This is a genomic window from Herbinix luporum, from assembly GCF_900070325.1.
In the GTDB taxonomy this organism is placed as follows: Bacteria; Bacillota; Clostridia; order Lachnospirales; family Lachnospiraceae; genus Mobilitalea; species Mobilitalea luporum.
Genome location: NZ_LN879430.1, coordinates 1,631,827 through 1,650,456, shown reverse-complemented (window position 1 = coordinate 1,650,456; position 18,630 = coordinate 1,631,827). Strand labels below are relative to the sequence as shown.

21 protein-coding genes are annotated in these 18,630 nt (G+C 45.9%); 20 read left to right on the top strand and 1 reads right to left on the bottom strand.

Features of this window, described 5'->3' with window-relative positions; all coding sequences use genetic code 11:
* The first annotated feature begins 1 nt into the window (after window position 1).
* From SD1D_RS07705 to SD1D_RS07605, 20 genes are all read left to right on the top strand, one after another.
* Complete coding sequence (locus SD1D_RS07705; protein WP_058258373.1) at window positions 2-1,255, top strand: site-specific DNA-methyltransferase; 1,254 nt, start codon at window positions 2-4, stop codon at window positions 1,253-1,255.
* Window positions 1,256-1,371: 116 nt separating this feature from the next.
* Window positions 1,372-2,064, top strand: coding sequence for a virulence factor (locus tag SD1D_RS07700; protein WP_058258372.1), 693 nt, complete (start codon window positions 1,372-1,374; stop codon window positions 2,062-2,064).
* Window positions 2,057-2,392 carry a DUF6329 domain-containing protein gene (locus SD1D_RS07695; RefSeq protein WP_046499172.1) on the top strand — a complete coding sequence of 112 codons (336 nt, stop codon included), beginning with the start codon at window positions 2,057-2,059 and terminating at the stop codon, window positions 2,390-2,392. Before SD1D_RS07700 ends, SD1D_RS07695 begins: the two co-directional genes overlap by 8 nt.
* Window positions 2,389-2,619, top strand: coding sequence for a DUF4314 domain-containing protein (locus SD1D_RS07690; protein WP_058258371.1), 231 nt, complete (start codon window positions 2,389-2,391; stop codon window positions 2,617-2,619). Before SD1D_RS07695 ends, SD1D_RS07690 begins: the two co-directional genes overlap by 4 nt.
* 141 nt (window positions 2,620-2,760) lie before the next feature.
* A complete protein-coding gene (locus SD1D_RS07685) occupies window positions 2,761-3,660 on the top strand; it encodes an amidoligase family protein (protein ID WP_058258370.1) in 900 nt (299 codons plus the stop codon).
* A 64-nt stretch (window positions 3,661-3,724) separates the two neighbouring features.
* The gene (locus tag SD1D_RS07680; RefSeq protein ID WP_058258369.1) at window positions 3,725-4,192 is read left to right on the top strand and encodes a gamma-glutamylcyclotransferase family protein; all 468 of its coding nucleotides are present in this window, start codon (window positions 3,725-3,727) and stop codon (window positions 4,190-4,192) included.
* Between the two features lie 3 nt (window positions 4,193-4,195).
* Window positions 4,196-4,390: a DUF5049 domain-containing protein gene (locus SD1D_RS07675; RefSeq protein ID WP_014256686.1), complete on the top strand. Its 195-nt coding sequence runs from the start codon at window positions 4,196-4,198 to the stop codon at window positions 4,388-4,390.
* Between the two features lie 138 nt (window positions 4,391-4,528).
* The gene (locus SD1D_RS07670; RefSeq protein WP_456298565.1) at window positions 4,529-6,097 is read left to right on the top strand and encodes a terminase large subunit; all 1,569 of its coding nucleotides are present in this window, start codon (window positions 4,529-4,531) and stop codon (window positions 6,095-6,097) included.
* Window positions 6,094-7,416: a phage portal protein gene (locus tag SD1D_RS07665; RefSeq protein WP_058258368.1), complete on the top strand. Its 1,323-nt coding sequence runs from the start codon at window positions 6,094-6,096 to the stop codon at window positions 7,414-7,416. The genes SD1D_RS07670 and SD1D_RS07665 overlap by 4 nt, the downstream gene beginning before the upstream one ends.
* Complete coding sequence (locus tag SD1D_RS07660) at window positions 7,355-8,080, top strand: head maturation protease, ClpP-related (RefSeq protein WP_058258367.1); 726 nt, start codon at window positions 7,355-7,357, stop codon at window positions 8,078-8,080. Before SD1D_RS07665 ends, SD1D_RS07660 begins: the two co-directional genes overlap by 62 nt.
* A gap of 13 nt (window positions 8,081-8,093) precedes the next feature.
* Window positions 8,094-9,296 carry a phage major capsid protein gene (locus SD1D_RS07655; RefSeq protein ID WP_028992638.1) on the top strand — a complete coding sequence of 401 codons (1,203 nt, stop codon included), beginning with the start codon at window positions 8,094-8,096 and terminating at the stop codon, window positions 9,294-9,296.
* Between the two features lie 21 nt (window positions 9,297-9,317).
* A complete protein-coding gene (locus SD1D_RS07650; RefSeq protein ID WP_004400079.1) occupies window positions 9,318-9,626 on the top strand; it encodes a head-tail connector protein in 309 nt (102 codons plus the stop codon).
* 2 nt (window positions 9,627-9,628) lie between these two features.
* A complete protein-coding gene (locus SD1D_RS07645) occupies window positions 9,629-9,964 on the top strand; it encodes a head-tail adaptor protein (RefSeq protein ID WP_058258366.1) in 336 nt (111 codons plus the stop codon).
* Between the two features lie 52 nt (window positions 9,965-10,016).
* The gene (locus SD1D_RS07640) at window positions 10,017-10,412 is read left to right on the top strand and encodes an HK97 gp10 family phage protein (protein WP_456298561.1); all 396 of its coding nucleotides are present in this window, start codon (window positions 10,017-10,019) and stop codon (window positions 10,410-10,412) included.
* Window positions 10,409-10,753, top strand: a complete 345-nt coding sequence (locus SD1D_RS07635) for a hypothetical protein (RefSeq protein WP_058258365.1) — start codon at window positions 10,409-10,411, stop codon at window positions 10,751-10,753. The genes SD1D_RS07640 and SD1D_RS07635 overlap by 4 nt, the downstream gene beginning before the upstream one ends.
* Window positions 10,750-11,358: a major tail protein gene (locus SD1D_RS07630; RefSeq protein ID WP_456298560.1), complete on the top strand. Its 609-nt coding sequence runs from the start codon at window positions 10,750-10,752 to the stop codon at window positions 11,356-11,358. The genes SD1D_RS07635 and SD1D_RS07630 overlap by 4 nt, the downstream gene beginning before the upstream one ends.
* Window positions 11,358-11,741 (top strand): hypothetical protein, encoded by a 384-nt coding sequence (locus SD1D_RS07625; RefSeq protein ID WP_003516030.1) that lies wholly within the window; start codon window positions 11,358-11,360, stop codon window positions 11,739-11,741. Before SD1D_RS07630 ends, SD1D_RS07625 begins: the two co-directional genes overlap by 1 nt.
* A 215-nt stretch (window positions 11,742-11,956) precedes the next feature.
* Window positions 11,957-14,143, top strand: coding sequence for a phage tail protein (locus SD1D_RS07615; RefSeq protein ID WP_058258363.1), 2,187 nt, complete (start codon window positions 11,957-11,959; stop codon window positions 14,141-14,143).
* A gap of 13 nt (window positions 14,144-14,156) precedes the next feature.
* A complete protein-coding gene (locus SD1D_RS07610; RefSeq protein ID WP_058258362.1) occupies window positions 14,157-14,930 on the top strand; it encodes a distal tail protein Dit in 774 nt (257 codons plus the stop codon).
* A 4-nt stretch (window positions 14,931-14,934) separates the two neighbouring features.
* On the top strand, window positions 14,935-17,457 hold the full coding sequence (locus tag SD1D_RS07605; protein ID WP_058258361.1) for a phage tail spike protein: 2,523 nt from the start codon (window positions 14,935-14,937) through the stop codon (window positions 17,455-17,457).
* 218 nt (window positions 17,458-17,675) lie between these two features.
* On the opposite strand, the gene erm is transcribed toward SD1D_RS07605, so the two are convergent.
* Window positions 17,676-18,464 carry a 23S ribosomal RNA methyltransferase Erm gene (erm, locus tag SD1D_RS07595; protein ID WP_058258360.1) on the bottom strand — a complete coding sequence of 263 codons (789 nt, stop codon included), beginning with the start codon at window positions 18,462-18,464 and terminating at the stop codon, window positions 17,676-17,678.
* Window positions 18,465-18,630 lie beyond the last annotated feature (166 nt).

The window sequence follows — 18,630 nt, the reverse complement described above, 5'->3', positions numbered from 1 at the left end:
TATGGATATACTGAAAATACCAACAGAAAAACTAAAACCTTCTAAATATAATCCGCGGAAAGATTTAAAGCCTGGTGACCCTGAATATGAAAAATTACGTCGGTCTATTGAAGAGTTTGGATATGTAGAGCCGGTTATATGGAATAAACGCACCGGGAATATTGTCGGTGGGCACCAGCGGTATAAGGTACTGACAGCCTTGGGATATAAGGAGATCGACTGCGTTGTGGTTGATTTGGATGAGCAGCGGGAAAAGGCGCTCAATGTTGCTCTGAATAAAATCAGCGGCGAGTTTGATATTCCGCTTTTGACCGATCTGCTTATGGATTTAAATGAAGATGGCTTTGACGTTTCTCTTACCGGGTTTGATGCTGCAGAAATCGACGAGTTGTTCCGCGATAAAACAACCGCTAATGTCAAAGAGGATAATTTCGATACAGAAAAGGCAATTGCAGAGATTAAAATTCCGGTCACTAAAAAGGGCGACATATGGGTACTTGGCGGCCACCGGCTGATGTGCGGTGACAGCACCCTGCTTTCAGATGTGCAAAAGCTGATGGATGGCCAAAAGGCGAGATTTGTTTTCACTGACCCGCCTTGGAACGTGGATTATGGTTCAGATACCAGGCATCCAAGCTGGAAGCCAAGACAAATTCTAAATGACAATATGAGCACCGAAGAATTCGGCGCTTTTTTATTGCGCGCTTTTAAATGCATGAAAGAGGTTTCTGAAGCCGGATGCATGACCTATGTGGTAATGAGTGCTCAGGAATGGGGCAGTTTGATGAACGTCATGCGGGAGGCAGGGTATCACTGGTCGAGCACAATTATATGGAAAAAAGACAGCTTGGTACTATCAAGAAAGGACTATCATACCCAGTACGAGCCGATCTGGTACGGTTGGCTTGAAGGAACACGCCTTTGCCCGCTTAAAGACCGTAAACAGTCAGATGTTTGGGAGATACCCCGCCCTAAAGTATCGGAGGAGCACCCTACCATGAAGCCGGTTTCACTTGTGGCAAAGGCCATGCTCAACAGTTCCCATACCGGAGATTTGGCCCTTGACCTGTTCGGCGGATCCGGTACGACAATGATTGCAGCGCAGCAGACCGGGCGGGTTTGTTTTATGATGGAGCTCGACCCGAAATACTGCGATGTGATTGTAAAGCGCTATGTTTCACAATTTGGAGCAGATTCAGTATTCTTGCTGACAGGTAGCGAAAAAATTCCTTACGCAGAAACACAGATTGCTTAAAAATATCCTTGCTTTCCCCTCAAAACAGAGCGTTAATGTACCCCACCAAAAAGGAAAGGTGGGATTTTTTATGGGAATCAGAAATGGTTTAGCTTATTTGAGGGGAGGTGAACGGCATGAGCAATAACAGCTTTCGTTTTTCACAGAAGGTTGTCGGTCAGGATAGGAAAGCCATTGCTTTAGTCATTGCTGAAGCCCTTGAAGGCCAGGTGCGCTATACCGGAGCGCCGGGTTTTGCGTATGAGGTAAACGACGGGAGCACTGCTGGTAGCTGGACGGTTGACAGGGACAGTGTGGTTCACTCGCCGGAAATCCGTCTTGATGAAATCAAAAGCATCCGTCCCGTTATTGACGCGCTGAATATGGCGGGTTTATCTGCAGAGGGAACCATGACAATTACTCTTTCTTTGGAGGGCTTTGGCGAGACAAGCCTTGAAAACCTTAGAAATATGCTGGCCAGCAAAGAGACGTTAATTAAGAAAGCACTGTCGCTTGACCGGGAACTTGAAGTATTAGCTGAAAATGACGAGATTGCCTTCCCTTTCTGGAACGCGAACCTAAATGCCGACGAGGTGCAGACGTATATCACGCTTGTAAAGCAGATGGCAGAACAGGCAAAAGCTCAGAAGCGTGTGCTGCGCACCGAAAAACCGGCAGATAATGAAAAATACGCTTTTCGCTGTTTCCTGCTTCGGTTAGGATTTATAGGAGATGATTTCAAAACCGAACGCAAGGTGCTGCTTTCAAGGCTGTCCGGCAACGGGGCGTACCGGAAAGGCAGAGCAAAGGCGGTGGACGAAAATGAATGATTTTCATAGCACCGCCTTCTTTGTCAAGCATCCGTTTAGAATAGAGGATCTAAAGGTGCCGCATCGGTATGAGATGAGGAAACGATTTGCAGTTGTGAAAACTGTCGAACTTTCAAAGATTGACTATGACAACTTCATTGCCGACCTATACGTTGACCGCACATTTATTGAGGAAAACAAAGGGCTTTGCCGCATTGACGAGGATGGAGTGTGGCTTTGCTTGCTGGTTAAGCGGCGGGGACAGTCTGACGGAGTGCTGGTAATGCCGGACGGTAGGGATTATCCAAAGTACGCCGCATATTATCCTGGAAAGGAGGACGAGCAATGAGTGTAAGAGATTATCCTTCAAAAGAAACTGTCCTCCGCCTTAAAGAGCAGTATCCGCCGGGAACACGCGTCGAGCTTATCTGCATGGATGATCCGTACTCTAAGCTGAAACCGGGAGATCAAGGTACAGTTTCTTTTGTGGATGATATCGGAACCATACATATCAACTGGGACAGCGGTTCTTCCTTGGGCGCAGCTTATGGTGTGGATATGATCAGGAAGCTGTAAATGTACACAAATTAAGATGCGAAAAATCGTCCAAAATCTAGCGGAAACTCATGCAGAATTGCCTTGCTATCCTGTGTTTTCAATGGCCTAATGTACACTGCCAAAGGGCAGAAAACACAGAGAAAGCGAGGAGAAAGCGCAATGCTTACAACGAGATTTGGAATCGAGGTAGAATTAACAGGGATTACAAGGAAGCAGGCGGCCAAAACTGCAGCAGCTTTTCTTGGCGGGAGGATTGAATCCAGCGGAGATTACTACGACACCCAAAAGGTTATTGCGCCGGACGGACGGGTATGGAAATTCATGAGTGACGGGAGCATCCGGACTCAGAAAAAGGAGCGCGGTCGGATTGAAGCAGCAGGACGGGAATACAGTGTTGAGCTGGTAAGCCCGATACTGACATACCGCGAGGATATTGAAACCCTGCAAGAATTGATAAGGAGGCTCCGCAAGGCGGGAGGTTTTGCAAACACAAGCTGCGGAATCCATATCCATATAGACGGGGCAAACCACACGCCGCGCAGCATCCGCAATTTTATCAATATAATCGCCAGCAAGAATGATCTTTTCTATAAGGCATTGCAGATTGAGCCGGACAGGATACGGTTTTGCAAGAAGATGGATGCGGCACTGGTTGAAAAGATGAACCGGCGTAAGCCCAAAACCATGGCGGCAATTGAGAGCATCTGGTACGAGGGTTACAGCGAAAGCCGGAGTACCCATTACCACAACAGCAGGTACCATTTTCTGAACCTGCACAGTTTTTTCAACGGCAACGGGACGATTGAACTTCGCGGTTTCAACAGCGAACTTCATGCGGGGAAAATAAGAAGCTACGTAGTGCTTGCCCTGGCGCTAAATCATCAGGCCCTGACCCAAAAATGCGCTTCCAGCAAGAAGCCGCAGGTTGAAAATGAGAAATTTGCCATGCGGACATACCTCAACCGCATAGGGCTTATCGGTGACGAGTTCAAAAACTGCCGGGAGCACCTTTGCAAACACCTCGACGGCAACGCGGCATGGCGGTTTCGGGCAGCATAGATAACCGGGTGCTGGGGGCGGAGAGCCGCCCCTAGCCTGCGGTACACACAAGGAGGATGATACGATGAGCAAAGAAAAAGGAACAATATATTTAGCATATGGAAGCAACCTGAACTTGAAGCAAATGGCATACCGCTGTCCAACGGCGAAGGTGTTGGGGAGTGCAAAACTCACAGGCTACCGGCTGTTGTTCCGAGGCGGGAACGGCGGCGCAGTAGCGACAATAGAAAAACAAAAAGGTGAAAGCGTACCGGTACTGCTTTGGAGAATCACGCCTAATGATGAGAAGGCGCTGGACAGATATGAAGGTTATCCGCATCTATACCGGAAAGAAACGGTTAAGGTACGTTTCAAAGGGCAGTGGGTACCCGCAATGGTGTATATCATGAATGAAGGTAGACCTTTGGGAGCACCGGGTCGTTACTATTACGAGGTGATTCGGCAGGGCTATATAGATGCGGGTTTTGATATTTCGTTTCTCAATAAAGCGGTAAGAGATTCAATTTCAGCGGCAGAGAAGTCAGAGGTGTAGGACATGGGTAACGAGAATCTGATAACTGATAAGATTTATCGGCAGATTATAGCCATACGGGACAGCGGTGCCTGTAATATGTTTGACTTGCCAAGAGTACAGGAAGAGGCATATAAAATGGGGTTTTATGAATTAGTAGTATTTCTTAATGAACACAAGAAAGAATATGCCGAGTTTATCCTGACAGGCAAACGATAACGTTTATAACGTAACAAGTTTCATAGAAATCCACTTTAGAGAGGAACTTCATCCATGAGGTTCCTTTTTTCTTGCTCAATTTTAGGAAAGGAGGCGGCAAAGCTGCGGAAGTTAAAACGGTATAAACCAACCAAGTTTATGGCGGAAGGTTCTCGATATGACAAGGAAGCGGCTGATGCCGCTGTTACTTTTATAAACTGCCTGAAGCATACCAAGGGTGAATGGTATGGAATGCCTTTTGAATTAATTGACTGGCAGGAACAGATTGTCCGGGATATATTCGGAATCTTGAAACCTAACGGATACAGGCAGTTTAACACTGCCTATATAGAAATTCCAAAAAAGCAGGGTAAGAGCGAACTTGCAGCGGCAATTGCTTTATATCTTACCTGTGGTGATTTCGAGCATGGTGGCGAGGTTTATGGATGTGCGTCTGATCGTCAGCAGGCATCCATTGTTTTCGATGTTGCAGTAGATATGGTGGAACAGTGTCCGGCATTAAAATCTCGAATTAAACCAATGCTGTCACAGAAGCGGCTGGTTTATAAACCGTTAGGCAGTTTTTATCAGGTGCTTTCAGCGGAGGCATATACGAAACATGGCCTAAACGTCCATGGTGTGGTATTTGACGAACTCCATGCTCAGCCAAACAGGGATCTTTATGATGTAATGCTTCACGGATCTGGCGATGCAAGAAAACAACCGCTGTTTTTCCTGATTACAACTGCTGGCACAGACCGCAATTCCATCTGCTGGGAAGTACATCAAAAAGCAGAGGATATTCTTCAAGGGCGTAAGATAGATCCGACTTTCTACCCTGTTATCTACAGCGCAGCCGATACCGATGACTGGACAAGTGAAAAGGTATGGAGAAAGGTTAACCCGTCACTGGGCATTACAGTTGATATCGAAAAACTGAGAGTGGCTTGTGAAAATGCCAAACAAAATCCTGCAGAGGAAAATTTATTTCGTCAGCTCCGCTTAAATCAGTGGGTGAAACAATCGGTGCGCTGGATGCCAATGGATAAATGGGATAAGTGTGCGTTTCCTGTTGATGCAGAAAAATTGCGCGGCAGAACCTGTTACGGAGGACTTGACCTGTCATCTACTACCGATATTACCGCCTTTGTGCTGGTGTTTCCACCGCTTGATGAATCTGATAAATATCAGATTCTACCTTTTTTCTGGATACCGGAGGAGAATATTGATCAGCGTGTGCGGAGAGATCATGTGCCTTATGATGTCTGGGAGAGGCAAGGCTTTTTATATACCACTGAGGGTAACGTCGTGCATTATGGCTTTATCGAAACCTTTATTGAGGAACTCGGAATGAAATATAACATTAAGGAAATAGCCTTTGACCGCTGGGGCGCAATTCAGATGACGCAAAACCTCGAGGCTTTGGGGTTTACGGTTGTTCCATTCGGTCAGGGTTTCAAGGATATGTCGCCGCCTACAAAAGAGTTGATGAAGCTGACATTGGAAGAACGCATCGCCCATGGTGGTAATCCAGTACTGCGGTGGATGATGGACAATATCTATGTCAAAACCGATCCCGCCGGAAACATTAAGCCGGATAAAGAAAAATCCACCGAGAGAATAGATGGTGCGGTAGCGTTAATTATGGCGCTTGACCGCGCGTTAAGGCATGACGGGGATGAACGCAACGGATCAATTTATGATGAAAGGGGGCTGTTGATTATATGAGTGTATTTTCCCGTTTGTTCAAAGCAAGGGATAAGCCGAAAAACAGCCTGTTCGGTAATGCATATAGCTTTTTCTTCGGCGGCACATCCAGCGGAAAAGCTGTCAATGAGCGGACTGCTATGCAGACAACTGCAGTGTATGCCTGTGTAAGGATACTTGCAGAAGCCATCGCCGGGCTTCCGCTTCATGTGTACCGCTATAAAGAAGACGGTGGCAAAGAAAAAGCGTTGACCCACCCGCTCTATTATTTACTCCATGACGAACCAAACCCTGAGATGACTTCATTCGTGTTCCGAGAAACACTGATGAGCCATCTTCTTTTATGGGGAAATGCTTACGCTCAAATTATTAGGGACGGTTCTGGACGAGTGCTGGCGCTTTATCCACTTTTGCCAAACAAAATGACGGTAGACAGGGCTCCAAACGGAGAACTGTTTTACACTTATCGGCGCGACAGCGATGAGAGTAGGGTTAATCCAAAAGCAGGCCTTATATACCTACGAAGTGATGAGGTTCTTCACATCCCGGGACTCGGTTTTGACGGACTGATCGGATACTCCCCTATTGCTATGGCCAAGAACGCCATAGGTATGGCTATTGCCTGTGAGGAGTATGGTGCATCCTTTTTTGCCAACGGAGCAAATCCGGGTGGCGTTCTGGAACATCCCGGTGTACTAAAGGATCCGGCAAAGGTGCGGGAAAGCTGGAACGCTGTTTATCAAGGAAGTGCCAATGCTCATCGCATTGCAGTTCTGGAAGAGGGAATGAAGTTTCAACCAATCGGCATTCCACCCGAACAGGCACAGTTTTTAGAGACAAGAAAGTTCCAGATAAATGAAATTGCTCGGATATTCCGAGTACCTCCCCATATGGTTGGAGATCTTGAAAAGTCAAGCTTTTCAAACATCGAACAGCAATCTCTGGAATTTGTTAAATACACGCTTGACCCGTGGGTGGTGCGTTGGGAACAGGCTCTCCAAAAAGCGCTGCTTTTACCATCAGAGAAGCGGGCATACTTTGTCAAATTCAATGTAGATGGCCTTCTGCGCGGTGATTATGCAAGCCGCATGAATGGTTATGCTGTAGCTCGACAGAACGGCTGGATGTCTGCTAACGATATCCGCGAGCTTGAGGACATGAACCGGATCCCGGCAGAGTTGGGCGGAGATCTGTATCTTGTTAACGGTAACATGACCAGGCTTGCCGATGCAGGTACATTTGCAGGCAAAAACAATGCTGAAACGGAGGGATCAAAAGTTGAACAAATCACAAAAACAAAAACCGGTTCGCCGCTTCTGGAACTGGATACAAAACGATGATGGCAGCCGGACATTATATATTGACGGCCCAATAGCTGAAGAAAGCTGGCTGGGAGACGAAGTAACTCCCAAGCAGTTCAAATCCGAGCTGTTGTCCGGAGAGGGTGATATAACGATCTGGATCAACAGCCCTGGCGGCGATATATTTGCAGCTAATCAAATTTACAACATGTTGATGGATTACAAAGGCAAGGTGACGGTAAAGATTGACGGTATTGCAGCCAGCGCTGCTTCGGTTATAGCCATGGCCGGAGGTGCCGTCTTTATGTCACCAGTCAGCATGATGATGATTCACAACCCAATGACAATAGCCATCGGTGATACAGAAGAAATGGAGAAAGCTATCGCAATGCTGGAAGAAATAAAGGAATCCATCATCAACGCTTATGAGCTGAAAACCGGGCTTTCCAGGGCAAAAATATCGCACCTAATGGATGCAGAAAGCTGGTTTAACGCAAGAAAAGCGGTGGAACTTGGCTTTGCTGATGGAATCTTGTTTATGGAGGATGAATCATTCCCATCCGAGTTTGAAGTATCAGGAGGAATGATCTTCAGCAGGCAGGCAGTAACAAATTCCATCCTGCAAAAGCTTAAACCCAAAGAAAAACCAAAAGGAACCCCGATTGAGTCGCTTGAAAAGCGGCTTTTTTTATTAAAACCTTAAGGAGGATTTGATTATGAGCAAAATACTGGAACTGCGTGAAAAACGCGCTAAAGTATGGGAAGCTGCTAAAGCTTTCCTCGACAGCAAACGCGGGAACGACGGACTGCTTTCACCGGAGGATACCGCGACTTATGAAAAAATGGAAGCCGACGTTATTGCGCTGGGCAAAGAAATAGAGCGTCTTGAGCGTCAGGCTGCCATAGATTTGGAACTGTCAAAACCGTTGAATATTCCTATTACAGACAAACCCACTTCCATATCTGGCAACAATGAAAAAACCGGACGTGCCAGCGATGAGTACAGGCAGTCTTTCTGGAACATGATGCGCGGCAGGCGCAAATATGACGTACACAACGCGCTGCAGATTGGAGAGGACACCGAAGGTGGATATCTTGTTCCCGACGACTTTGAGCGTACTCTTGTGGAAGCACTGGAGGAGGAGAATATCTTTAGGCAGATTGCCAATGTTATTACCACGTCCAGCGGTGACAAGAAAATTCCTGTGGTGGCAAGCAAGGGTACTGCATCCTGGGTGGATGAGGAAGGCCAGATTCCCGAAAGCGATGACTCCTTTGCACAGGTATCCATCGGCGCATATAAGCTGGCTACTATGATCAAGGTGTCAGAGGAATTGTTAAACGATAGTGTATTCAACCTTGAGCAGTATATAGCCAAAGAATTCGCCCGCCGAATCGGAGCAAAAGAGGAGGAAGCATTTTTTATCGGTGACGGATCTGGCAAGCCAACCGGTATCTTGGCAGATAACGGCGGTGGCGAGATAGGAGTAACTGCGGCGAGTGCAACAGCCATTACCCTTGACGAGATCATGGACTTGTTCTACAGCCTAAAGTCTCCGTACCGCAGGAACGCTGTATTCATTATGAATGATTCGACAATTAAAGCTATAAGGAAGCTCAAAGACAACAACGGTCAGTATCTCTGGCAGCCTTCTGTAACTGCTGGAACACCGGATACTATCCTCAATCGTCCAGTTAAAACTTCTGCATTTATGCCAGCCATTGCCGCCGGAGCAAAAACGATTGTATTCGGCGATTTTTCTTATTACTGGGTGGCAGACCGTCAAGGCAGGGTTTTTAAGCGGCTTAATGAGTTGTATGCTGCGACCGGACAAGTTGGATTCATGGCAACCCAGCGTGTAGATGGCAAGCTGGTACTGGCTGAAGCAGTCAAGATACTGCAGCAGAAATCAACTTAATGAAAACGGAGGTGCTGCGGCATGGAACTTTTGGAGAAGGTTAAAGCAAACCTCATATTGCAGCACAGCGAAGATGACGCACTTTTACAAGAGTATATCAAAGCCGCAGTGGCCTATGCGGAAAGTTACCAGAAAAAGCCTGAAGGATATTATGCCGAAAACCCCATGCCGCCTACTACTGAGCAGGCTGTCATTATGCTGTCGAGCCATTTTTATGAAAGCAGGGATGGCTCGACGGCTGGCTTTTTTGGGGATAGTGTGCAGGCTGGACAGCAGGTATGGAATACAGTTAATCTATTGCTGCGGCTCGACCGGGATTGGAAGGTGTAAATATGGGCCTTGGGAAAATGAAAACTTTCGTGGACATTATCTCAGTCAAGCCGGTTAAGGACGGTGAGGGTTTTACTGAAAAAGGTGATGTCATTCTTGCTTCGGTAAGGGCATACAAGGAAGATAGGCATGGCAGTGAAAAATGGGCAAACAGGGCGGCGTTTTCGCAGGCGTCTGCCCTGTTCCGCTTCCGTAGGATACCTAACCTGGAAGTTACCACAGATCTTGTACTCGTTTGCAGCGATGGCAGGTACAACATTATCAGTGTTGAGGATGTGAAGGGACGCGGAATGTATATTGAGGTGCTTGCGGAAAAGGTGAAATCAAGCAAAGCATAAAAGGAGGGGCTGCAACGTGGCTAAGGTGGAAGTTAAAATGCCGGAAGAGTTCTTGCTCAAGTTATCCAGACTTGGAGAAAGAACAGACGAAATCATACCTAAGGTGCTGGAAGCAGGCGGGGAAGTGGTTCTTTCAAAAGTGAAGTCCAATCTTCAGTCAGTTATCGGGAGCGGCACTAAATATCCGTCCAGAGCAACCGGTGAATTGGTAAATGCTTTGGGACTCTCTCCTGCCAAACAGGACAGGGATGGAAACCACAACATAAAAATCGGCTTTACTGAACCAAGGAAGGATGGGGAAAGTAATGCGAAGATTGCTAATATTATTGAGTATGGCAAGTCCGGGCAGCCTCCAAGGCCCTTTTTGAAACCGGCAAAATCAGCTACAAGGAAGTCCTGCATCGAAGCAATGAAGTCAAGACTGGAACAGGAGCTGGGTCGTATATGAGCATATTGACAGAATTAAACTCGTTATTGGATGGTTTGGGTATCCCCATTGAAACCGGGGTATTTAGCGGTGTACCGCCGGATGAGTACCTTGTCATAACTCCGATGACAGATACATTTGAAGTTTTTGCAGACAACCGGCCTCAGGTAGAAACCCAGGAGGTAAGGTTGTCTTTATTTATAAAGGGAAACTACACTGCCCGTAAAAACGAAATAGTGAACACATTGCTTCAAGCAGGCTTTACCATTACCGACAGGCGGTATATAGGCCATGAGGACGATACCGGCTATCACCACTATGCCATTGATGTGGCAAAAGAATATGAAGTAAAGGAGGAATGAAAAACATGGCCACAATCGGACTGGACAGGTTATATTATGCCAAAATAACCGAGAATGAAAACGGAGAAGAGACATACGACACGCCTGTTCCGCTGGCTAAGGCTATTTCGGCAGAACTTTCTGTGGAGCTGGCAGAGGCGACACTTTATGCCGATGACGGGGCGGCAGAAGTGGTCAAGGAATTTCAAAGCGGCACACTGACTCTTGGTGTTGCAGATATCGGAGTAGACGCTGCTGAGGTTTTGACGGGAGCCACTCTTGATGACAATAAGGTGCTGATTTCCACCAGCGAGGATGGAGGCGCGCCTGTGGCAATTGGCTTTAGAGCCAAGAAAGCTAACGGCAAGTACAGGTATTTTTGGCTTTACAGGGTGAAATTCGGCATCCCGGCAACAAATCTGCAAACGAAAGGTGATAGCATTACCTTTTCGACACCCACCATTGAAGGGACAGTCATGAGACGTAACAAACCAGATGGCCAGGGAAAGCACCCTTGGAAGGCAGAGGTCAGCGAAGACGATCCCGGTGTATCGCCTGAAACTATTACCGGCTGGTATACGGAAGTTTATGAGCCGGTATTTGCTGTGGGAGGAGGCAGCGAATAATGCAGGATAATGACAGAAGCGCAATTATCAAAATCGGCGATGAAGAATATCAGCTTATTCTAACCACTAAAGCGACAAAGGAGATTGCAAAAAGGTACGGCGGTCTTGAAAACCTCGGCACGAAACTGATGAAAACCGAGAACTTCGAGATGGCTCTTGACGAAGTGGTATGGCTGATTACACTGCTGGCTAACCAGAGCATTTTGATACACAACCTTAAAAATCAGGATAAGCGTGAACTCCTGACTGAAGAGACAGTGGAACTTCTCACATCTCCTTTGGAACTGGCAGCATATAAAGACGCTATCATGGAAGCAATGTTCAAGGGTACCAAAAGAAATGTTGAAAGTGAGGATGACTTAAAAAACACACCGGCCGAGTGAGCGATGAGGAATTGTTCACTCGGCTTTTATATTACGGCACTGTCCAGCTCAACCGTTCAGAGGATGAAGTATGGCTAATGCCTATTGGGTACCTGCTTGATTTATGGGAGTGCCATAAGCAGTTTTTAGGGCTGGCGAAACCAAAGCGTATGCTTACCATTGATGATGTGATACCTTACGGAATTTAAAAATTTTGCAGGAAAGGAGGCGGTTATGTGGCAGACAATTTTGGCCTGAAGATCGGGATTGAAGGCGAAAAGGAATTTAAAAACGCCATTCGTGAGATCAATCAAAGTTTTAAGGTACTGGGTAGCGAAATGAACCTGGTCGTATCTCAGTTCGACAAGCAGGATAAGTCAGTTGAAGCTGTTACTGCAAGAAACAAGGTGCTTAACAAAGAGATCGAATTGCAGAAAGAAAAAATAGCTACTTTGGAGAAAGCCCTTGCCAATGCCGCCTCATCTTTCGGAGAAACCGACAGACGTACTCAGTCGTGGCAAATACAGCTTAATAATGCAAAAGCCGAACTGAACAAAATGGAGCGCGAGCTCGAACAGTCTGCTGAAAGTGCAGACGAACTTGGGGACGAATTGAAGGAAAGTGGAGACAATGCCGAAAAATCCAGCTCGAAATTTGAGAAGCTGGGCAGCGTTCTTAAAGGTGTTGGCGCGGCTATGGGTGCTGCAGCGACCGCAGCGGGCGCGGCTGCCATCAAGCTGGGAAAAGAGGTCGTGGAGCAGTTTGGTGAGCTTGAGCAGAACCTTGGCGGTTCTGAAGCTGTGTTTGGCGAATATGCTGCACGTATCCAAAAAACGGGAGAAGAAGCCTACAAGAATCTGGGCTTGTCCCAATCCGAGTACCTTGCCACCGCCAACAAAATGGGCGCACTGTTTCAGGGTGCTGGTGTCGATCAGCAAAAAAGTCTGGAACTTACCGAGAAGGCCATGCAACGGGCGGCAGATATGGCTTCGGTTATGGGCATTGACATGCAGACTGCCATGGAATCCATCGCTGGCGCAGCCAAGGGTAACTTCACCATGATGGATAATCTGGGTGTCGCCATGAACGCCACTACCATCGAAGCTTATGCTCTTGCAAAAGGGCTGGATTTTGCCTGGAATAGCGCAACCAATGCCGAAAAGGCCGAGATCGCCATGCAGATGTTTTTTGAAAAAACCGAACAGTATGCTGGAAACTTCGCAAGAGAGTCTACCCAGACCATCAGCGGTTCCATTGGTCTTTTACAAGCCTCTCTAAGTTCGTTTATAGCAGGACTTGGCAATGCGAACGCTGATATGACGAACCTAACACAAAATCTTGTGGATGCCTTTCAGGCTGTAGTTAAAAATATTGTACCGGTTTTGGAAAATATAGTGGCTGCTCTGCCGGAGGCAACCGGTGCAATTATCTCAGCAGTCAAAGATCTGCTTCCCGTGCTGTTGCAAACTGTAACTGAATTGTTCTCTCAGGTGCTTCAAACTCTCTTGAGCCTGCTGCCGGAGCTGATCCCGGCGGCAGTAGATGCAGTCATGACCATTGCAGGTACACTCATTGATAACCTGCCTTTACTCATTGATGCAGCGGTGCAGCTAATCACAGCGTTGGTAATGGGGCTTGGAGAAGCATTACCTGAGCTAATTCCAGCAGCAGTTCAAGCAGTGATCACCATTGTGCAAGGGCTGCTGGATAATATGGACAAAATCCTTGAAGCTGCTTTTACATTGATTCAGGGACTGGCGCAGGGACTTTTAAATGCATTGCCAGAACTAATTGAAGCACTGCCGAGGATAATTACAACAATCATTGACTTTGTGACGAACAATATGCCGAAGATCATAGAATTGGGAATTACGCTTATCGTACAGCTTGCTGCCGGGCTTGTGAAAGCCATTCCAGAACTAGTAAAGTCTTTACCTCAGATTGTTGCGGCTATTATAGAAGGCTTGGGCAAGGCGGTTGTTTCAGTGGTTGAGATTGGTAAGAACATTGTAAAAGGCATCTGGGAAGGTATTAAAAGCCTTGGTAGCTGGATTAAGGATAAGGTTTCCGGTTTCTTTTCCGGTATTGTTGATGGAGTAAAGAATTTTCTTGGAATCAGATCTCCGTCCACTGTTTTTGAAGGTATTGGCGGCAATATGGCACTGGGTATTGGTGAGGGATTTGACAAGGCTATGGCCAGAGTGGCAGACGATATGCAAAATGCAGTGCCGACAGATTTTAATATATCTCCTGATATTAATGTAAGTGGAAGAGGTGGATTTAGCGGTTTAGCTTCTGGGCCGCTTGTTGTGGTGCAGCAGATGATTGTTCGTGGTGAAGAAGACATACGTAGGATTTCACAGGAGTTATATAACCTGATGCAGACAGGTTCAAGGGCGCAGGGACGTTTTATAACAGCATAATGGAGGGAAGCATATGGGATTTATCTACAATGGAATATCGTCGCAAAGTATGAAAATACGAGCAAGACTTACCAAATGGCAGGTCTCCCCTGCCCTGCGCAATTCATTTGAAACTGTGCCGGGCAAAGCAGGTATTGCAGATTTTGGCTGCGATATATCAGAACGAAACATAATAATTAGCTGTAGTGTGCTTCCCCAGCGCAGTTTTGCCGATCTTGTATCGGTTCTTGATAATGTTGCTGAATGGTTAAATCCGGAAAACGGGCTTAAACAACTTGTTATAGATGATTTGCCCGACCGATATTTCATGGCTCGCTTATCAGAAGCGGTTGACTGTGAGCGATTACTGCGGACAGCGGGCAGCTTTGAACTTCGGTTTGTTTGTCCCGACCCATATGCTTATGCGTTGGAAGATGAGGTATTTGTTCTTTCTGAAACAGGTCTGCATGAGTTGGAGAGGGTTAAAGGAAATGCGGATTCCAATCCGGTTTATCTATTGAAGGGTTTAATATCAATGTCTTCATCAAGCTATATTTCGCTTATTACGAACGACGAGGAATTGAGAATTGTTGGCTCATTATCTGAAGGTGAAACTCTGATTGTCGACTCCGGCATGGTAACAGCTAAGGTTATTGATGAAACAGGCGGAACCTTGAGAAATGGCCTTCCCAGCCTGCAGGATCTGAATTTTCCAATTCTCAGGAAAGGTGTTAATCATATTGAGATTGCCGCAGAAAACGCGACCTTTACTGAGTTAAAAATACAGGCAAAAAGCAGATGGAGGTGATAACATGGCGATAAAATCAATTCTAACGAGCCAAGAGGATTTTACCGGTGAGTTTCCTGTAACATCAAGGACGTCTGCTTTATGGCGATTTAATGAAAAAACACCAGACGAAAATCTTCAGCTTATAGACTCATCGGGACATGGCAGACATTTTACCATCTCCGGCTGGTCAGGGACATCGGCAAACCTTATTGCTGGAAGATTCGGAAGATACTTCAGGCAAAATATTGTTAATCCGACTTCTGAAAAGACCCATCTTATAGCAGAAAATGATGGGAGTTTCTTTAGCAATCTGGGCGAAAAGATTGTTGTAGGCGGTTGGATTAATCCTACCACCTATTCGGTCGGCCAGACATATATACCCATATTCAATACCCGCCAAGGACCAGGTCAGCCAATTTTTTATGTTTCACTTTATCAAGGGAGACTTAGGCTTATGTTGTATAACTCCTCCGGCACACTAATCTACGACCAGAGTGAAACAGCTACCATTACCTTGAAAAACGGCGGCTGGTATTTTATCGCCTCCATCATTGAAGTAAGCAACAAAAAGGTACAGAACATCATATGCGATCGCAGCGACGGGGCAACCTGGGTGTCGCCTGTGCGTTCCTTTTCGGGAGAGCTGAATCGGGAATGTATAGCAGACATTATTATGGGGATGCATGCAAATACCTACTACTATGCCGGAGGCTTCGACGACTGGTTTCTGGAAACGGACTCACAGCTTACAGCTGATGATTTGCTGCTATATTTTAAGTCGTCTTTACATGCAAACGGTGGGGATGCGTCTTCGGATGTAGATGCTTTGGCAGAGCCTGGCGCAGTCACCCTTAAAGCAACAGATGGCGAGTATCCTGCAAGTGGCGTACTTTATACAAGGGCGGTTCCATGTGCATTATCGGGCAGCGGTCGTGTAGCTGTGACAAGCGAATATACTGCAGGTGTTACTTCAGTGTCTCTAGTAGAGACCAGCACAAGCGATGATCTTGAAGAATGGTCTGCATGGCAGGCTGTGGGAACCAGCGGTGAACTTCAATCGCCAAATCGGCAATATATAAGGTTCCGTGTTACCCTTACCAGCAGCGATCCGTTGAGGACGCCAAAACTTCTGGAAATACAGCTTCATGATATACCGAAAGCGCCCTATGAGAAATTAGGCTTTGCCCGTCCTGTGATTTTGGACAAAAACGGAGCATGGGAAGCTGTTCTTGAAAATGCCTTTGATATCATTGTCACTGGTGAGGTGAACGGCGCGGATACGCTGGAATTCAAGCTTCCGTTCCATGATCCAAAAAGAAGCACACTGGAAAATGAAAAACAAGTGCAAATCGTAAATGACATTTACCGGATCCGAACCTTAACGGACAATAAAAGCGAAGATGGGCGTGTTATTACGCAAGTATATGCTGAAGCGGTATTTTACGATCTGTCTTTCAGTGCGGAAAAAGAACCTAGAGAATTCAATGCAGATACTGCAGATGTTCCGATGCAATATGCACTTTTGGGTACAGGTTGGACAGTAGGAAATGTTACTGTCACTACGAAACGGACATGGCAGTGTACAGAAAAAAATGCCTTATCCATCCTTCGCACCGTACAGAATATTTATGGCGGCGATCTGGTGTTTGACAGCGCCAACCGCCAGGTACACCTTTTGACTTTTAGTGGTACTGATAGCGGAGCGCTTTTTTCATATAGAAAGAATTTGAAAAGTATTCAGCGGGTAGTCGATACACGTGAATTAGTGACAAGGCTCTATGCTTATGGAAAGGACGGATTGACCTTCGCTTCAATTAATGGAGGTAAGGAATACGTGGAAGATTACACTTTTTCCAGTGAAGTGAGGGTGTCGACGCTTGATTGTTCGTCGTTTACAAATCCGTATCAGATGCTGGAATATGCAAAAATGCGGCTTGCAGAATATTCGAAGCCTCGCGTTTCTTATGTACTGTCTGCAATGGATTTATCTGCGCTAACCGGTTATGAGCACGAAGCATGGAAATTGGGTGATATTGTTACAGTGGACGATAAAGAACTAGGCCTTTTGGTAAAGACTCGTGTTGTGAGAAGGCAGTATAACTTGCAGGAACCATGGAAAACAGTGATTGAGCTTTCAACTAAACTGCGGGAACTCGGCGATTCTTCAGCACAGTGGGACAAGGCAGCGGATGCGCTGTCCTCAGCAGAGTTGATAAACCGTCAGGAAATTAAAGATATGGTGCCATTCAACCATCTGCGCAATTCCAGAGCGGATGATGGTTTTGCCTACTGGGTCAATTCCGGCTTTGAAGTGGATACTGAGAATGGTGTTTCGGGAACTGCTTCCTTCAAGGCTGTTGGTGTACCTGGTATGACAAAGAGTCTGTCACAGACGGTATACCCAGCAACACGTAAAAGTTATACATTTTCAGCGCAGATTGCTTCCGAAAACCTTGAAAAGGGCGAAAACGGCCAAGTTGGTGTTGAGATAGTCATTGAATACGAGGACGGTACAACAGAAACAAGATTTATAGACCTGATTTGAGGGTGATGATATGGCATATTTCAATCAGATTGCACACAGTATTTCTCCCAAAAGTATCAGCAGAGTCAAATCTATCACCATCAGGCTGTGCGTCACTGACTGCACCGGCACAGTGTACTTTACAGACTTATTGCTTCAGGGCGGTTCGGTTTCCACTGGATGGATCGGGCATGTATGCGAAATTCAGTGGACATTAGACGGGTAATGAGCCGCTAAAATTATTTTCTGCCTAACACATGCTCCCAGTAGCATCGGAAAAGGCAGAGCCACTGAACATAAAGAATCTCTGTAGGAGTAATATTTTTATTTTGCACACCAGCCTGACGGAATGCCCTAGATAACTGCTTGCTTGTAAAAAGACTGCGGAATCCATATTTTAGTGCCTTTGAAACAAATTGTTCATAGGCAAACCACTGGTTTGCGGGTATGTCCGGTTGGCTCTTTTTCTTAAGGTGAAGAAGTACTGCATCAACGCTTGGTTTGGGATGGAAATCCTCCCTGCTGAAATAGTAAGCAATATCTAAATCGAACTTGGGCTTTATAAGCAGAGAACGCAATGATTCTGAAGGCTCACCCATAAAACGTTTGGCTGCGCCTTTTTCCATGGTAAGCCATGCTTCAGAAGGTGCGTTTTTGCATTCCGTCAATTTTCGCATAATATCCGTAGTGAAGCAAAAAGGGATATTTGAAAAAACTTTATAATCTTCATAATTAGGAAGTTTCCATTTCAAAAAGTCCTGATGATATATACGGATATTTTTGACGTCCTTGAATTTTGCTGTCAATTTATTATATAAACGGCCGTCAATTTCAATTGCCGAAACTTTCCGGCATCTTTTTATCAAGAAACCTGTTATATGACCCTTTCCCGGACCAATTTCAATAACATGATCTTTTTTGTTAAGGGTTGTTCTGCGAATAATTCTGTTGATAATTTTGTAACTTGTTAAAAAGTTTTGAGATACCCAAATGGGCGGAGTTGTCCCTTTTTTTCTATTTTGGGGCATAAAAAATACACCTCTTTCGTTTTTTCGTAATCGAAAAAGGTGCACAAAAACAAAGATGCTGCTATGAGCTATCTTTCTTTCTGTGCACTTTTATTTACGAATACGAAAAATACCATACATAGGTGTATACTAGCCTCCAAATATAAAATCAAATTATAGTTTAGCA

Excerpts from the sequence above, each read along its gene's own strand:
- SD1D_RS07705 (WP_058258373.1), top strand. The coding sequence starts at position 2 with ATGGATATACTGAAAATACCAACAGAAAAACTAAAACCTTCTAAATAT.
- SD1D_RS07700 (WP_058258372.1), top strand. The coding sequence starts at position 1,372 with ATGAGCAATAACAGCTTTCGTTTTTCACAGAAGGTTGTCGGTCAGGAT.
- SD1D_RS07695 (WP_046499172.1), top strand. The coding sequence starts at position 2,057 with ATGAATGATTTTCATAGCACCGCCTTCTTTGTCAAGCATCCGTTTAGA.
- SD1D_RS07690 (WP_058258371.1), top strand. The coding sequence starts at position 2,389 with ATGAGTGTAAGAGATTATCCTTCAAAAGAAACTGTCCTCCGCCTTAAA.
- SD1D_RS07685 (WP_058258370.1), top strand. The coding sequence starts at position 2,761 with ATGCTTACAACGAGATTTGGAATCGAGGTAGAATTAACAGGGATTACA.
- SD1D_RS07680 (WP_058258369.1), top strand. The coding sequence starts at position 3,725 with ATGAGCAAAGAAAAAGGAACAATATATTTAGCATATGGAAGCAACCTG.
- SD1D_RS07675 (WP_014256686.1), top strand. The coding sequence starts at position 4,196 with ATGGGTAACGAGAATCTGATAACTGATAAGATTTATCGGCAGATTATA.
- SD1D_RS07670 (WP_456298565.1), top strand. The coding sequence starts at position 4,529 with ATGGCGGAAGGTTCTCGATATGACAAGGAAGCGGCTGATGCCGCTGTT.
- SD1D_RS07665 (WP_058258368.1), top strand. The coding sequence starts at position 6,094 with ATGAGTGTATTTTCCCGTTTGTTCAAAGCAAGGGATAAGCCGAAAAAC.
- SD1D_RS07655 (WP_028992638.1), top strand. The coding sequence starts at position 8,094 with ATGAGCAAAATACTGGAACTGCGTGAAAAACGCGCTAAAGTATGGGAA.
- SD1D_RS07650 (WP_004400079.1), top strand. The coding sequence starts at position 9,318 with ATGGAACTTTTGGAGAAGGTTAAAGCAAACCTCATATTGCAGCACAGC.
- SD1D_RS07645 (WP_058258366.1), top strand. The coding sequence starts at position 9,629 with ATGGGCCTTGGGAAAATGAAAACTTTCGTGGACATTATCTCAGTCAAG.
- SD1D_RS07635 (WP_058258365.1), top strand. The coding sequence starts at position 10,409 with ATGAGCATATTGACAGAATTAAACTCGTTATTGGATGGTTTGGGTATC.
- SD1D_RS07630 (WP_456298560.1), top strand. The coding sequence starts at position 10,750 with ATGAAAAACATGGCCACAATCGGACTGGACAGGTTATATTATGCCAAA.
- SD1D_RS07625 (WP_003516030.1), top strand. The coding sequence starts at position 11,358 with ATGCAGGATAATGACAGAAGCGCAATTATCAAAATCGGCGATGAAGAA.
- SD1D_RS07610 (WP_058258362.1), top strand. The coding sequence starts at position 14,157 with ATGGGATTTATCTACAATGGAATATCGTCGCAAAGTATGAAAATACGA.
- SD1D_RS07605 (WP_058258361.1), top strand. The coding sequence starts at position 14,935 with ATGGCGATAAAATCAATTCTAACGAGCCAAGAGGATTTTACCGGTGAG.
- erm (WP_058258360.1), bottom strand. The coding sequence starts at position 18,464 with ATGCCCCAAAATAGAAAAAAAGGGACAACTCCGCCCATTTGGGTATCT.